Source organism: Christiangramia sp. (genome assembly GCF_029937855.1).
GTDB lineage: Bacteria > Bacteroidota > Bacteroidia > Flavobacteriales > Flavobacteriaceae > Christiangramia.
Genome location: NZ_JAPYPC010000001.1, coordinates 205,011 through 219,244, shown reverse-complemented (window position 1 = coordinate 219,244; position 14,234 = coordinate 205,011). Strand labels below are relative to the sequence as shown.

16 protein-coding genes are annotated in these 14,234 nt (G+C 37.9%); 1 reads left to right on the top strand and 15 read right to left on the bottom strand.

Translation table 11 applies throughout. The features are described 5' to 3' along the window. Positions 1-87: 87 nt before the first annotated feature. The 5 genes from Q1K34_RS01085 to Q1K34_RS01065 form a co-directional block, all read right to left on the bottom strand. Positions 88-483 (bottom strand): hypothetical protein, encoded by a 396-nt coding sequence (locus Q1K34_RS01085; RefSeq protein ID WP_300433815.1) that lies wholly within the window; start codon positions 481-483, stop codon positions 88-90. Continuing rightward, positions 480-656, bottom strand: coding sequence for a hypothetical protein (locus tag Q1K34_RS01080; protein WP_300433814.1), 177 nt, complete (start codon positions 654-656; stop codon positions 480-482). Before Q1K34_RS01080 ends, Q1K34_RS01085 begins: the two co-directional genes overlap by 4 nt. Continuing rightward, positions 656-1,675: a phenylalanine--tRNA ligase subunit alpha gene (pheS, locus tag Q1K34_RS01075; protein ID WP_300433813.1), complete on the bottom strand. Its 1,020-nt coding sequence runs from the start codon at positions 1,673-1,675 to the stop codon at positions 656-658. Before pheS ends, Q1K34_RS01080 begins: the two co-directional genes overlap by 1 nt. 68 nt (positions 1,676-1,743) lie before the next feature. After that, entirely contained in the window at positions 1,744-2,448 is a 705-nt protein-coding gene (locus tag Q1K34_RS01070; RefSeq protein ID WP_300433812.1) for a hypothetical protein, read from the bottom strand. Continuing rightward, positions 2,449-2,805, bottom strand: coding sequence for a hypothetical protein (locus Q1K34_RS01065; protein WP_300433811.1), 357 nt, complete (start codon positions 2,803-2,805; stop codon positions 2,449-2,451). It lies immediately after the preceding gene. A 45-nt stretch (positions 2,806-2,850) separates the two neighbouring features. Here Q1K34_RS01065 and Q1K34_RS01060 point away from each other — a divergent pair, with 45 nt between their 5' ends. Further along, complete coding sequence (locus Q1K34_RS01060) at positions 2,851-3,381, top strand: CvpA family protein (RefSeq protein WP_300433810.1); 531 nt, start codon at positions 2,851-2,853, stop codon at positions 3,379-3,381. A gap of 72 nt (positions 3,382-3,453) precedes the next feature. Here Q1K34_RS01060 and Q1K34_RS01055 read toward each other — a convergent pair whose 3' ends face one another. The 10 genes from Q1K34_RS01055 to Q1K34_RS01010 all read right to left on the bottom strand — a co-directional run bounded on the left by Q1K34_RS01055 (position 3,454) and on the right by Q1K34_RS01010 (position 14,203). Continuing rightward, positions 3,454-4,077, bottom strand: coding sequence for a carbonic anhydrase family protein (locus tag Q1K34_RS01055; RefSeq protein ID WP_300433809.1), 624 nt, complete (start codon positions 4,075-4,077; stop codon positions 3,454-3,456). 41 nt (positions 4,078-4,118) lie between these two features. Further along, positions 4,119-5,699 carry a SulP family inorganic anion transporter gene (locus Q1K34_RS01050; protein ID WP_300433808.1) on the bottom strand — a complete coding sequence of 527 codons (1,581 nt, stop codon included), beginning with the start codon at positions 5,697-5,699 and terminating at the stop codon, positions 4,119-4,121. Between the two features lie 124 nt (positions 5,700-5,823). Then, the gene (locus Q1K34_RS01045; protein WP_300433807.1) at positions 5,824-6,114 is read right to left on the bottom strand and encodes a hypothetical protein; all 291 of its coding nucleotides are present in this window, start codon (positions 6,112-6,114) and stop codon (positions 5,824-5,826) included. A gap of 77 nt (positions 6,115-6,191) precedes the next feature. Next, positions 6,192-6,941, bottom strand: coding sequence for a tetratricopeptide repeat protein (locus Q1K34_RS01040; RefSeq protein ID WP_300433806.1), 750 nt, complete (start codon positions 6,939-6,941; stop codon positions 6,192-6,194). Positions 6,942-6,943: 2 nt separating this feature from the next. Beyond that, positions 6,944-8,701, bottom strand: coding sequence for a BatD family protein (locus tag Q1K34_RS01035; protein ID WP_300433805.1), 1,758 nt, complete (start codon positions 8,699-8,701; stop codon positions 6,944-6,946). 50 nt (positions 8,702-8,751) lie between these two features. Then, positions 8,752-9,651, bottom strand: a complete 900-nt coding sequence (locus Q1K34_RS01030; protein WP_300433804.1) for a tetratricopeptide repeat protein — start codon at positions 9,649-9,651, stop codon at positions 8,752-8,754. Next, on the bottom strand, positions 9,608-10,675 hold the full coding sequence (locus Q1K34_RS01025) for a VWA domain-containing protein (RefSeq protein ID WP_300433803.1): 1,068 nt from the start codon (positions 10,673-10,675) through the stop codon (positions 9,608-9,610). The genes Q1K34_RS01030 and Q1K34_RS01025 overlap by 44 nt, the downstream gene beginning before the upstream one ends. Continuing rightward, entirely contained in the window at positions 10,676-11,680 is a 1,005-nt protein-coding gene (locus Q1K34_RS01020) for a VWA domain-containing protein (protein WP_300433802.1), read from the bottom strand. After that, complete coding sequence (locus Q1K34_RS01015; RefSeq protein ID WP_300433801.1) at positions 11,680-13,329, bottom strand: DUF4381 domain-containing protein; 1,650 nt, start codon at positions 13,327-13,329, stop codon at positions 11,680-11,682. Before Q1K34_RS01015 ends, Q1K34_RS01020 begins: the two co-directional genes overlap by 1 nt. Positions 13,330-13,336: 7 nt before the next feature. Then, positions 13,337-14,203, bottom strand: coding sequence for a DUF58 domain-containing protein (locus Q1K34_RS01010; protein ID WP_300433800.1), 867 nt, complete (start codon positions 14,201-14,203; stop codon positions 13,337-13,339). Between the last annotated feature and the right edge of the window lie 31 nt (positions 14,204-14,234).

The following is a 14,234-nucleotide window of genomic DNA, read 5'->3' as shown; positions in this document are numbered from 1 at the left end:
TAATTGAAAATCAAAATCGGTTAGAAACTGAATCCAGTTCAGCTTGACGAAATAGACTTTTTAGACGGCCTCTTTTATTTATAAAATTTACTTTCCCAATATCCCTTTTTCAGGAATGATAGGAATTTCTTCTAAAGCACTTTCCTGAATACTATTCGGTTTAAAAAGAAAGGTTTTTTCCATCATTTTTGAACCTGCAAAATAGGTTACTTTAAATTCGTTATTTAGCTTTAACACATCATCCTGTAAATATTCGATCTTTGCAAAATTCCTGGCAGGCAAAACTTCAATTTTATGCCTCATTACAGAGGTCTCCCTTTTCTCATCAAATCCTTTAGAAACAATAAGGACCATTTCCAAAGCTTCCCTGGTATTATTGATTAAATAGGCATTCCATTCGTAGGCTTCAAATTCTTCATTGAAGACTTTAACAGCCGCTACATAAACCTCTTTAACTTCGGGGATCTTGATATCTTTTCTCAAAATGTATCTTCTGCTTTCTTTTTAATTTTCAGCCATAGCAGCCACAGTAAAACAGCGGCTACCGCCAATAAAATAAGGCCTAATGTTATTTTTATCACCGCAATGATAAAAGTGACGTAAATGATGATGCCTAAAATCACCACTGCCAGAATAAGGAAGCCGTATTTTTTCATTATAATGCAGATTTAAATTGTTCCAGGAAACGCAGATCATTCTCATAGAACATGCGTATGTCTTCTATTTGGTATAGCAGCATCGCGATCCTTTCTATTCCCATGCCGAAAGCAAAACCTGAAAATTCCTGAGGATCTATGTCGCAATTTCTTAATACGTTTGGGTCCACCATTCCACAGCCCATGATTTCCAGCCAGCCGGTTCCTTTAGTAATCCTGTAATCGGTTTCTGTTTCCAAACCCCAATAAACATCTACCTCGGCACTTGGCTCGGTAAATGGAAAATAAGAAGGCCTTAACCTTATCTTCGATTTTCCAAAAAGCTGTTTTGTGAAGTATAGAATGGTTTGCTTCATATCTGCAAACGAAACATCCTTGTCTATATACAAGCCTTCTACCTGATGAAATATACAATGTGATCTGGCTGAAATTGCTTCATTTCTGAAAACCCTTCCAGGCGAAATCGTTCTAATTGGCGGTTTATTTTCTTCCATATACCTCACCTGAACCGATGAAGTATGTGTCCTAAGCAAAATATCAGGATCGGTCTGGATAAAGAATGTATCCTGCATATCCCTTGCCGGGTGATACTCGGGAAGGTTCAGGGCTGTAAAATTATGCCAGTCGTCTTCCATCTCCGGCCCTTCAGAAACATTAAAACCTATATTGGAGAATATTTCGGTAATTTGATTTTTTACGATAGAAATTGGATGGCGAGAACCTATTTCAATCGGCTCTGCCGGCCTGGACAAATCTCCATACACACCTTTTTCTTCCTGACTGTTTTCCAGTTCTTCTTTTAAAGAATTTACTTTAGTCTGAGCAGAAGTTTTCAGCTCATTGATTACCTGGCCAAATTCCTTCTTTTCTTCATTAGGCACATTCTTAAATTCAGCAAAGAACTCATTCAGAATACCTTTTTTTCCAAGATATTTAATTCGAAAAGCTTCAATTTCATCTTTTGTTTTAGCATTAAAGCTTTCAACATCAGCAATATGTCCTTTAATTTTATCGATCATAGGTGATTTCGTTTCGGAAGCGCAAATTTAATAAAATTTAAACCTTATCCTTCCCATTTTAAAGCTTATTACATTTTCTCTAAATCCCTTTCAGCCTTAACACTTGTTTGCTTTTCCTTGAATATGTAGTTCATCAGAAAAAATACAGATAAAGCTCCGAAAGTATGCCATAGCCAATGCGTTCCCATAGGGATGAGGTACATAAAATTATCCAGCATCCTAAAGCTTATCGCCAGTCCAAAACTTAAAACTGCCAGCAAAATATACTGCCAATATTGCGATTTGGTGGTATAAAAATAAGTGATAATTGGTAGAAGTAGTCCTATGGCTGTGCCTATATAGCCGATAGAGGTATTTAAATGTTGGGGAAGGGGTAAAAAATGAATTCCGAAGATCAGAAAAAGAATTATAAATATTAACAATAATCGCTGATTCCTGGAAACTTTTAATTTTATAGTGTAGTAGATCGAAACACCCAAACATAGTAGGATGATAGGTAACCAGTCCATATACATCCATATGTCATGGCTTCTGGTAGCGTGATATACAGTTCCTCCAACAAAACCCATAAAAAGTATGGGCAAGCTCCAGGCTAGGAATCGGTGATTTCTATAATCGCTGTAAACCCTTAGCGAAAAATAGACGATAATAATTAGAAAGAAAATATTACTGTAGGTATTAAAAGGTTCTACAGGCAACCTTCCTGCTATAGTTTCCTGGTAAATAGGTCCGCTATCCTGCGGAAAAGAGAGAAAAAAGATCCCGGGATTCATTTAAGAAATATACTCTTTTTCCATAAAATATTGTACGATTGCTTCCTTCATCAAAACCGTTTGTTCACCAGCCTTAAGCGTGGGTAAATCTTCTTTTACCTTAAAATGCGGCCAGCCTTCTTCGTCATAAAAATCGAATTCATAGTAACCATAAGGTTCCAGTAAGGTGCAAATGGCGATATGCATTAAATCTATTTTATGATCTTTCTTATATCTTTTATGGGGCTGCCCTAATTCCTGAACTCCGATAAGGTAAATAATGGCATCTAATTCCATTAATTCCCCGTCTGCAAACTGATCGGAAAGTTTTTTCTGAACTCTCTCCCATCTCTCTTTTAATTGTTCATCTCTTGCCATGCTGCAAAGATACCATCTAGATTTAATAATTATTATATTTGGTTTATGAATACCGTAGATATTATTTTAAGCCTGGTACTTTTATACGGATTGGTTCGTGGCTTTTTCAGAGGACTCCTTACCGAACTGGCCTCTCTGATAGGAATTATTGCCGGAATATATGGTGCGGTGCACTTTTCCCATTTTCTTGGAGATTTCCTCTCTCAACATGTAGACTGGAAAATTCAGTATGTTAACCTAATAAGCTTTGCCATCACCTTTGTAATAATAGTTTTCCTGGTATCGCTGGCTGGTAAAATGCTCACTAAAATCGCGACTTTCGCAGCGCTGGGAATCGTTAATAAATTACTTGGTGGTGTTTTTGGTTTATTAAAATCTGCGTTTGTAGCCAGCGTGATCATCATGTTCTTTAAGGCCACCAATGAACGCATCGAGATTATAGAGGATGAAACACTGGAAAATTCTATTCTTTATGATCCGGTAGAAAGCATTGCCCCCATGTTACTTCCTTCCATTATCAGGCAGGTGGAGGAAAGGGAGCTCTTAAATGACACTGAACTTAGTAGTACCAAATAAAAAAATCCGGAACATTTTACCGTCCCGGATTCTCCTTTTCATAGCCAAGCCTGTTCCGGCTGAAACGATAGATTACAATAAAGTAACTTTTCCAGTAGAGATAGAATATACTCCTCCCACAATCTTTATTTCTCCTTTATCTTCCATTTCTTTAAGGATAGGACTTTTACCTCTAATCCTTTCCATTGTTAGCTTTACGTTGTTTTCAACCACACCAGCAACAAATGAATCATTTTTAGAGCTTCGCTCTCCATCTGTTTTGGTCGTTTCTACAGCCGGCTGAATATTGCTTAATAGATAGGTGATATTTCCCAGTTCCACATGGTCACATGCTGCTTTTACAGCACCACAGGCTTCATGACCTAAAACCATCACCAGTTTACTACCTGCAACTTTACAGGAGTATTCCATACTTCCAAGAATATCGGTATTCTCAAAATTTCCTGCTACTCTCGCAGTAAAAATATCTCCCACACCCTGATCAAATACAGTTTCTACCGGTACACGGGAATCTATACAACCTAAAACTACGGCCTGAGGCCATTGTCCGCCACTTGTTTTTTCAATTTGGGAGGCATAGTTCCTTTGGTGCATTTTATTCTCTGTGAATCTTTTGTTACCCTCCATAAGATCGTTTAGAACTGCTTCGGGAGTTAAATCAGTTTGTTTGTTTTTATCTATTATTTCAGTAATCATAATGTTGTTTTTGATTAATAATTAGCTTTTAAAATATAAACTTAAGCCGGTTTTTTATCCAATTCAAAGAATTGCCTGTAACTATCCGGGTTTTCCACGGTTCCCCTTTCAGAAACAATTTTTATATTAATATTCTTTTCTTGAGCCTTGATCTTAAAATCATCAAGAATTTCAATAATATCGCTATCCAGATACCGTGTTTTAGATACATCCATAATAAGATAAGAATCATTCTCAAGCTTGTTTAATTCTTTAAGAATCGCTCCTTTGTTAATAAAGGTAACCTCTTCAGCTAACCTCATCTTAACCACATTATTTCCATTCTCTACCTGATCAATATGTAAAAAGTAAGAGTTCTGGTAACTTTTAATAAGAATCACAAAGATTCCCACAACCAAACCTAAACCAATACCTATTAACAGATCTCCAAAAACAATTCCAACGATGGTTACAATAAAAGGCACAAATTGTTTCCATCCCGCTTTATACATATTTAGGAATAAAGCAGGTTTGGCCAGTTTGTAGCCTACCAGGAATAATATCGCTGCCAGGACGGAAAGTGGTATATAGTTTAAGATATTAGGAATAATCACTACAGAAATTAAAAGTAAAAATCCGTGGATGATTGCAGACATCTTTGTTTGTCCTCCAGATTGTACGTTCGCTGAACTTCTAACGATTACCTGGGTTACTGGTAATCCTCCAATTAATCCAGATATCATATTACCTGTTCCCTGGGCAAAAAGCTCCCTGTTGGTTGGAGTTGTTCTTTTATGAGGATCCAGTTTATCTATCGCCTCCACAGATAAAAGTGTTTCTAAACTTGCTACCAGGGCAATAGTGAAAGCAGTTATCCATATTTGTGGATTTCCAATCATTTTAAAGGAGGGGGTGGTAAACTGACCCATAAATGAATCAAAACTATCTGGCACCGGTACATTTACCAGGTGATCTGAAGAAATGCTCATGGTTTCAGAATCCCGGGTTACAAGATAATAAATGATACCCACAACTACTGCAACCAGCGGACCCTGTACTAATTTGAAAAATTTTCCCTTTTTTGATAATACTGCTTCCCAAAGTATTAAAATAGCCATCCCTATAATTGCAATTAAAGTAGCTCCAGGACTTATATTATTAACGGAATTAATTATTTCTGAAAAAGTATTTTCCCCGTCTACCTGCAGAAAAGCCCAATCCCCCTGTGGATCGTCGTCATATCCGAAGAAATGAGGAATTTGCTTTAACACGATGATAATACCAATACCGGTAAGCATTCCTTTAATTACACTATTTGGAAAATAATACCCAATGATCCCGGCCTTGAGTAAGCCGAATACTATTTGCATCACTCCTGCAATCACTACGGCTAAAAGAAAGTTTTCATAACCTCCCAGACTGGAAATTGCAACCAAAACTATTGCTGCCAAACCTGCGGCAGGGCCACTTACACCTAAGCTCGCGCCACTCATGGCTCCCACAACAATACCCCCAACAATTCCTGCAATTAAACCGGAAAATAATGGAGCTCCACTGGCCAGGGCAATTCCAAGACATAATGGAATAGCCACAAAAAATACGACAACACTTGCCGGAAAATCTTTATTAAGATGTTTAAACATAACACACTTGTTTTACACAGGTTTATGAACCTGTTTGAAATTTTTACATATAAAATAATAGAGGAAGTCTAAAGATTTAGATTCCCTCCAGTACCATAAAATGATACCTGAAATAAAAAATGTGTTATGCTATTTTGGGCGGAGGGGAGGTAATAGAAAGAAAGACTTTGTACCTGTTTTCTTTATAAAAATGACCGTCTATCTTTCTTATTTGAAGAAAATGAATACTGTCATAATTAGAGACAGTTTCTTCAATGTTGTATTCTAAATTAATTTGATTCTTAGAAGAACTCTCTTCTTCATTTACGTTGAAAGCAATAGAAATATCCACATTTCTGTCTATCAAGGTGATTAGCGTTGGTGCGAACAGAAAGGTGATAAAAATAAAACCTAATATATATGCGAATAATTTCACGATTGCAAAAATAAGAGAATTTTGTTAAAAATGGGAAGCTTTGCGATATGGAATCGCAAAACTAATATCAACAAAGCTTATAGCTTTTTAATTTGACCTGAATTTACCCAACCCTGGGCACCGTTAGAAAGTTCAATACGGGACCATTCCTGATAATCTTCCAGCACTTTTGCCTTGGTTCCTTCATGTAGCTCAAAACTCGCCTCTCCACGTAAAGTAGGTTCATCCCTAACCTCAATTTCCTCTTCAAAAACAATAGCATATTGGTTATCCTGTATATATGACTGCTGCTGAAACGCAAATATCACTGAAGCTGAGCAGCAGATAAGAAAAACCACTGCGCTGGCAAAGAAAATTCTTTTATATAAAGATCTTTGCGAAAAGTAATAAAGAAGGAACATCACCACAAAAATCACCGAAAAAACGATTGCCATAACAGCCCAGGTATTATAAGAATATGAAGATATCAGATTATTAAACCAGACAGAAAAACCCGTTTGCTCTACTTCTTCTATATCGTCTATAGCCATATTACGGGCAAATGCTATGTTGTTTTGAATATCCTCATCTGTAGGATCTAATTGCAGCGCTTTTTCAAAATAATAAATGCTTGGCGCAACATGATTCATCTTATAATGAGCATTCCCAAGATTAAAATATAATTCGGCTGAAGCTTCCCCATTCTCCAGAATAGCTTCATAATTGCTAACGGCAGCTTCATAATCTCCACTTTGATAAGCAGAATTTGCTTTCTCAAAAAGTTCTTCATTCTGAGAAAAGCCAACAAGGCTTAACATTAAAAAACTGACTAATACCAATGTTCTCATCCCTATAATTGTTTATCAAGAGTTGAAATCACCCTAACTGCTTTTTCAAAATCATGTTGCATAGTATCTGAAGATGCCGGGGTATATCTGGCATATTCACAACTCTCCAGCAAACTTATAAAGTCTGAATTTGTTTCCGAATCTACTTCTTTTTCGGCCAGAAGACTTGAAATTCTTTCTTTACTCATTTCCCCTGTTTGTATACTTAATTTAGCTTTCAGGTAATTATGCATGGAACGTTCTAGCGCCAGGTAAAATTCTTTTTGATCGCCCAGATGTTTTTTAGCTTCAGACAGATATTTTCTGGCAAGTTTATCGGCCCTTCTAATTCTATTTCCCATAACGTCATTAGCTCTTTGTTCCCTCTTTTTTCCAAATAAGATAAAAAGTGGGATAGCTGCAAGCGGAAGAATTAAAGCACTCCAAAAGAGAAATGATCCAAGAAAACTTTCATTATCAAGATCTTTAAGATTGGTATTCAGTTTTATAAACCTAAACTGGTTTCCATCTATGGCAAGTCTTTGCTTGTTTGCTCCGGAAAATCCCGACGGCTCATTTCCGGCTAACGGGCCTTTTTCCACATTAATTAATAATTCTTCTGAAGTATGCGTTTTATAAGTTTCAGAAGAGGGGTCGAAATAGGAGAAGGAAAGTGCCGGAATGGGATATTTCCCTTTTTGGGTTGGTACAACCGTATAGCTTTCAGAAATACTGCCCTGCATTCCGTTCAGATTAGTATTTACATTTTCACTTCTTTCAGGATCATACATTTCAAGCGAAGAAGGCGCTGTAAGTTCAGGAAGATCAAATAATTTAAGGTTCCCATTTCCGCGGACTTCAACTTTTGCCTGAAGGCTTTCCCCCGCATTTAATTCGTTCTTACTGGCCGTTACATTAAAATCGAACTTACCTACGGCACCGGTAAAATTAGCAGGTTTACCGTCCGGTAACGGCTTAACATTGATTTTTTTATTATCTGCTGCAACCGTTTTATTTACAGTCTTGTAAATTCGGCTACCAAAAATATCCCTGCGCTCACTGGGCACATCTACAGCGATGGAAAGTGTTAAAGGTTCAATATTTAACTCACCTGTTTTCTGGGGATAAAGAATTGTCTTTCTAAGCACCACATAACGATAAGGCTCTCCTCTATATTCACCATTTTCAACCCGTAGTTGCTGAATATCGATACTCTGGCTCCAGAAATCATTATATTTAGGACTGTCCAACTCACGCCAGTTGCTCACGCTCACCCGCGGACTCACATAGAGTTTATAAACTACGGTAAGTGCTTCGTTTAAATAGGGATTTGCTTTTGAGACCTCAGCTACCAGGTGTAAATTATCTTCTGCTATTATCTCGCTACTATCGCCATCTGTCGGTTTATCTACTGCTGCGGTAATTTCTACTGTAAGAGGTGAAGTTTTGTAAGTTTTATCATCAATAATAATTTCTGCCTGCCCAATCCTTAAATTTCCTCGTTTTTTAGGTTGTAAATAAAAACTATAGGTTTTGGAATAGGCCATTTTTCCATTCAGGATGCTGGTACTTATTTTTTGATTGGGACCTCCAACAACGGTAAAACCTTCAAAGGAAGGTGGCTGAAAATTATCGCCATCTTCATTCATCTCGAAATCTACTCTAAGCCGTTCATTAATTCCCAGCTTTTCCCTGCTCACCTTTGCTTCAAACCTCACCTGGGCTTGTATAAGCCCGGAAGCAAACAATAAAAAACTTAAAATTAAATATTTCAATTTCATCTTTTTTCTCCTATAAAATCATCTTTTTTGTCGGGCAAAGAATAGAAAGGTTACCAATCTTTTTCAGATTTTACTTTTACCCCTTTTGCCTTTTCAGCGTTTATCTTATCCTGAACTTTCTTTTCTTCATTATTCATCGCCTCTAGCAGGTTTTTTATTTGCTGTGGAGATAACTGTCCCTGAGCTGGTTTTGGTTGCTGCTGTTTTTCCTTATCACCCTGGCCTTCATCTTTCTTCTGCTCATCTCCTTTATCTTCCTGCTTATCTTCGTTTTGATCTCCCTCTTTTTTATCCTTTTCATTCTCCCCTTCATCCTTAGGCTTCTGATCTTTATTCTCATCTTCTCCGCCTTCACCGTCCTGGTTCTGATCCTTTTGTTGTTGATCTTTATTTTCGTCTTTTTTCTCGTCGTCCTGATTTTCCTGATCCTTATTCTGATCCTGGTTTTGTTTTTCCTTTTCCAGCATTTTTTTTGCTAAAGCCAGGTTGTATCGTGTTTCTTCGTCTGTTGGATCATTGCGCAAAGCCTCTTTAAATGCATTTACCGCTTCCTGATAATTCTTTTGTTGCATATAAGAATTTCCCAGATTATGATGAATTCGATGCTTTTCTTCTTTAGTGGCTTCTATTTCTGCAGCTTCTTTTAAGCGTTGTTCTGCATTCAAAGATTTCTCTTTCGCATAATAGAGGTTTCCCATATTATACTTTGCTGTAAGATTGTCAGGATCTTTAGATATGGCTTTTCTATAGGAAGCTTCTGCACTGGCGAAATTATTATCAGAAAGTGCCTCCTGCGCTTCCGCAATGTATTTATTAGCTTCTTTTTTAATCTTTTCCGGATTCTCCTGAGCTATTATAGAAGTGATCCCGAAAAGGAAAAGAATTCCTGAAAATAATATGTTTAGTTTATATATTTTCATGTGTTTTCGCTCCTTTCTTCTTATTTTCATTGAATAAATTCAGGCTTTTTAACCAGGCGGTGCTTCGCTCCAGCAAAAAGATATCAAGAAATAATAATGCCAAACCTAATCCCAGGAACCATTGAAAATGAGATTTGTAGTCGGCGAATTGTTTTGCTTCAAATTCTGTCTTTTCAATATTCTGTAATTCTTCAGTTACAGTTTCCACCACCTCACTAGTTACATTTCCTTCAATATAGCTGCCATTCGTAGCATCTGCAATTTCCTGAAGTGTTGAAGGATTCAGTTTCGTAACCACCGTTTCTCCCTCCCGGTCTTTTTTATAAGTCTGAACAACGCCGTTTCTTTTTATTGGAATTGGCCCTCCTTTTTCAGTTCCAACGCCAATAGTGAAAATACGGATTCCTTTCTCTGCAGCCTGCTCTGCGATATCCTCTACATTCCCCTCGTGGTCCTCACCGTCACTAATTATAAATAACACCCTGTTTGTTTGTTGATCATCATCGTAATAAGTAGTAGCCAGTTCTATAGCTTCACTAATCGCCGTTCCCTGGGAGGAGATCATATCGGTATTTAGGGCCTGTAAAAACATCTTTGCTGCTGAAAAATCTGTGGTAATGGGCAATTGAGGATAAGCTCCTCCCGCATAAGCAATAATCCCAACCCGGTCGCTTCCGAGGCTTGTTAGAATCTGACTCACCAGTTGTTTTGATTTTTCAAGCCGGTTTGGTGCAATATCTTCAGCATCCATACTTTTTGAAACATCTATTGCAAAGACAATATCCACTCCTTCCCGCTTTACCGTTTCCATTTTGGTTCCCATTTTCGGGTTTACCAGGGCGACAACAAGACTTGCCAAGGCAAGCAGAATAAGTACTAATTTGATCAGAGGTTTAGAGCGGGACCTATTTGGAGCCAGGAATTTAAGCAAATCTGGGTCTGCAAACTTTTTACGAGTTCTATTCTGCCAGAATTTAAAGATGAGAAACAGCAGGATGATCACCGGGATCACCAGCAATAACCAAAACCATATTTTTTCTTCCAGTACAAACATCTATATAAATCCTCTAAATATCGTAAACCTTAATAGCACTTCAAATAAAAGTAAACCACCGGCAAGAAGCACTAACGGCCGGAATTTTTCATCATAATTATAATATCTGAATTCTTCTATTTCCGTCTTTTCCAAAGCATCAATCTCAGCATAGATCTCTTCCAGCTTTTCGTTATTGGTAGCCCTGAAATATTTTCCACCGGTGGCTGCAGCAATCTCTTTTAGAAGCTCTTCATCGATTTCCACCTGAACATTTCCAAATTGAATCCGCCCTGTTCTTGTGACCGATATTGGAGACAAGGCCATGCCATTGCTTCCCACTCCGATAGTATAAACTTTTATACCGAATTCAATAGCCAGTTCACTGGCGGTATTAGGATCTATAAATCCTGCATTATTTACCCCATCTGTGAGCAGGATAATCACCTTGCTTTCAGCATCGCTATCTTTAATTCTGTTTACCGCAGTTGCCAGACCTGAACCAATTGCAGTACCACCTTCGAGAACATTATTATATTCTATATCCTCCAAAGCATCAAGAACAATGGCTTTATCACTGGTGATGGGCGTTTTGGTAAAACTTTCACCAGCATACACTACCAGGCCTATACGATCTCCGGGACGATCCTGAATAAACTCTTCCGCAACATTTTTCGTTGCATCAAGCCGGTTGGGCTGAAGATCCCTCGCAAGCATACTTGCAGAAACATCAATGGCCATCACGATATCAATTCCCTGAGTACTGCTAGTCTGGGTAGAAACATCTACCGTTCTTGGCCGCGCCATGGCTGTTATAACCAAAGAAAGTACCAGTACCCTTAAAACAAACAGCACAGGTTTTAATTTTGGCAGAAGCCCCGATTTTGCTTTGAATCCTTTGGTAGTAGATATCTTTAATTCAGGCGTTTGCTTATTTCGTTTCCACAAATACCAGCCTATCGCCAGTGGAAGGAGCAGGAATAACCAGAAAAATTCTGGATTTTCGAATGTGAAATTTGCAAACATTATTCGTTCAAATTATTTATTTCTACCGAGTTGATAATCCTTTCAGAAATCTCTTTGGCATATTGATCCTCTTCATTAAAGATCACCATGATCTGCTCAAAACCTCCTTTTTCAGCAAAGTTCAGGATCACATATTCGTTTGGTATAGCTTCTCCTGTAACAGGGTTTACTGCTTCCAAAGTTCCAAAAACCTTTAAACCTTTAGCACCATTAAGCGTCGTGAAATCTTCCTGCTTCATTACAATATTTCGAGCGCCCTGGGCTTCCAGGTTGGTATAAATTCCATCTACAGCTTTCTGCAAATCAAACTGTACCTCACCTTTGAATTTAATCGTGCTCAGCATGGTATAGTAGTTACTCAACAAGCTCCCATAAATAAAAGTTTCTGAACCTACCATCATTTGTTGCACCTCCTGAGGCAATTCAATCTCTCCGCGAACCAGAACTTTTGGTGTGGTCACCGCTACCGCCGGGTTTCCGTATTCGCTTCTAATCCATTCACCTTCCAGTAATTCTTTAGTGGGATGACCTAAATAAGTATCTTTTACATAAGTGTAACCCTTGGTGGCCACCAATGCCGTAATTCCCAGTATGATGACCACCACTCCAGCGACCACTCCTATTATAATGCGGCGCTTCTGGCGCTTTTTATGCTGTTCCTGAAGAAAAGCTTCATCCTGTAGTAACTCTTCCCGGGTTGGTTCTGGTACCGAAGCACGAAGATCATCAATAATATACTTTGTCTTGGAACGATCTTCCTTAGCCGTGATCACATCGGGTTTACTTCTGGCAAATTTTGCAAGATCGGCTCTTTGTAAGATTTTTTCAAAGTCGCTAATGGTACCTTCGGTAAGTTTCAGTTTACCTTCTGCTTTTTGATTCCGAAGATATAAGATCAATTCGTTGGTGGTACGTTCTAAACCATGATCATAAATTTTTCTATCCAGGTATTTTCTCACCGCAAAACTAAGCTGGGAATAATATTCTTTAATTTCTCTTTTCTCCAGAAGCTGGGAATTATCCAGTTTTTGTAGCTCAGCCATAGCCTCTTCATATGGAGGTAATTCCGGTTCCCGAGCGTCTTTCTTCTTTTTCCTGATAATGAGAAAAACAACGAGCCCCGCTAATAAAAATATACCCAATAACCACCAAAGCCAATCGGGAATGCTAAAACCAGGGTCAACTTCTATGGAGGGTTTGATTGGATACAACTTTTGCTTGGTAGTATCCACCACCACATCATTCACCTCAACCGCTATGGAATCTGTATAATAAGGGGTATTTCTGATCAACACTTCCTGGCTCGGAATTACATATTTTCCGGAATCGAATTGAGTAAGAAAATATTCTTTTAGTAATCTGTAATTTCCATTCTTCCTGATGGTATCCGGATTCAAAGATTCTACCACCTCCAGGGGAGAAAAGCTCTCCCCTTCAGGAAAAACCACCAGGTCTTGAGGATTTGTTACTACTTCTATTTTATAAGTAATCTGCTCGCCAATCTTAATTTTAGTAGAGTCTATAGAGGCTGAAACTGAAGATTGAGCCGAAGCATCTGAAAAAGATAAGAACAGACTTATAAAAAACAGAAATCCCAGGCCTCCTGAGATATTGAATTTTAAATATGTATTAATCGCGTTTTTCAACATTTTTCTTTTAAGCCCTTCTTTTAAAATAGCCCAGTAATTTTTTTACATAACTTTCATCGGTACGGTTATTAATAACTCCTGCCCCGCTTAACGAAAAGCTTTGGTGGAAGTAATTCAACCTATCCTGGTAATATTTTGAATACGATCTTCGTACTGCCTTTGAACCGGTGTTAACCGTAATATATTCACCGGTTTCCTCATCCAACATTTGTACCATTCCCAGATTAGGGATCGTTTCTTCCATTTTATCAAATACCCTTATACCCGTTACATCATGTTTCCCAGCTACAATTTTTAAAGTATGTTGATAATCATCTGCCATAAAATCTGAAAGCAAAAAGACAATGGCCTTTTTCTTCATCACATTAGTAAGATATTTCAAAGCACCCTGAATATCTGTGTTCTTACCAACCGGTTTGAACTCCAATAATTCCCTTATAATCCGAAGTACATGGGACCTTCCTTTTTTTGGTGGAATATAAAGCTCGATCTGATCTGTAAAAAGCATCAAACCTATCTTATCATTATTATTTGTTGCTGAAAAGGCCAGGGTTGCGGCAATTTCTGTGATAACATCTTTTTTGAACTGTTGTTGCGTTCCAAACATTTCAGAACCTGAAACATCCACCATCAGCATCATGGTAAGCTCCCTCTCTTCCTCAAAAACTTTTACAAAGGGCTCATTATAGCGGGCAGTAACATTCCAGTCTATACTTCTAACATCATCCCCAAACTGATAAGCACGAACTTCGCTAAACGTCATTCCTCTCCCTTTAAACGTAGAATGATATTCCCCGCCAAAGACATGATCGCTCAGTCTTCGGGTTTTAATTTCAATCTTTCGTACTTTTTTAAGGAGTTCTTTTGTATCCATCTTTTTCAATAAACAATTCTCAATAATCAAT

What these genes read in the sequence shown, in the direction of transcription:
- Q1K34_RS01025 (WP_300433803.1), bottom strand. Translation starts at nt 10,675, where the DNA reads ATGTTTGTACTGGAAGAAAAAATATGGTTTTGGTTATTGCTGGTGATC.
- Q1K34_RS01035 (WP_300433805.1), bottom strand. Translation starts at nt 8,701, where the DNA reads ATGAAATTGAAATATTTAATTTTAAGTTTTTTATTGTTTGCTTCCGGG.
- Q1K34_RS01030 (WP_300433804.1), bottom strand. Translation starts at nt 9,651, where the DNA reads ATGAAAATAAGAAGAAAGGAGCGAAAACACATGAAAATATATAAACTA.
- Q1K34_RS01070 (WP_300433812.1), bottom strand. Translation starts at nt 2,448, where the DNA reads ATGAATCCCGGGATCTTTTTTCTCTCTTTTCCGCAGGATAGCGGACCT.
- Q1K34_RS01060 (WP_300433810.1), top strand. Translation starts at nt 2,851, where the DNA reads ATGAATACCGTAGATATTATTTTAAGCCTGGTACTTTTATACGGATTG.
- Q1K34_RS01040 (WP_300433806.1), bottom strand. Translation starts at nt 6,941, where the DNA reads ATGAGAACATTGGTATTAGTCAGTTTTTTAATGTTAAGCCTTGTTGGC.
- pheS (WP_300433813.1), bottom strand. Translation starts at nt 1,675, where the DNA reads ATGATCGATAAAATTAAAGGACATATTGCTGATGTTGAAAGCTTTAAT.
- Q1K34_RS01015 (WP_300433801.1), bottom strand. Translation starts at nt 13,329, where the DNA reads ATGTTGAAAAACGCGATTAATACATATTTAAAATTCAATATCTCAGGA.
- Q1K34_RS01010 (WP_300433800.1), bottom strand. Translation starts at nt 14,203, where the DNA reads ATGGATACAAAAGAACTCCTTAAAAAAGTACGAAAGATTGAAATTAAA.
- Q1K34_RS01065 (WP_300433811.1), bottom strand. Translation starts at nt 2,805, where the DNA reads ATGGCAAGAGATGAACAATTAAAAGAGAGATGGGAGAGAGTTCAGAAA.
- Q1K34_RS01055 (WP_300433809.1), bottom strand. Translation starts at nt 4,077, where the DNA reads ATGATTACTGAAATAATAGATAAAAACAAACAAACTGATTTAACTCCC.
- Q1K34_RS01050 (WP_300433808.1), bottom strand. Translation starts at nt 5,699, where the DNA reads ATGTTTAAACATCTTAATAAAGATTTTCCGGCAAGTGTTGTCGTATTT.
- Q1K34_RS01020 (WP_300433802.1), bottom strand. Translation starts at nt 11,680, where the DNA reads ATGTTTGCAAATTTCACATTCGAAAATCCAGAATTTTTCTGGTTATTC.
- Q1K34_RS01080 (WP_300433814.1), bottom strand. Translation starts at nt 656, where the DNA reads ATGAAAAAATACGGCTTCCTTATTCTGGCAGTGGTGATTTTAGGCATC.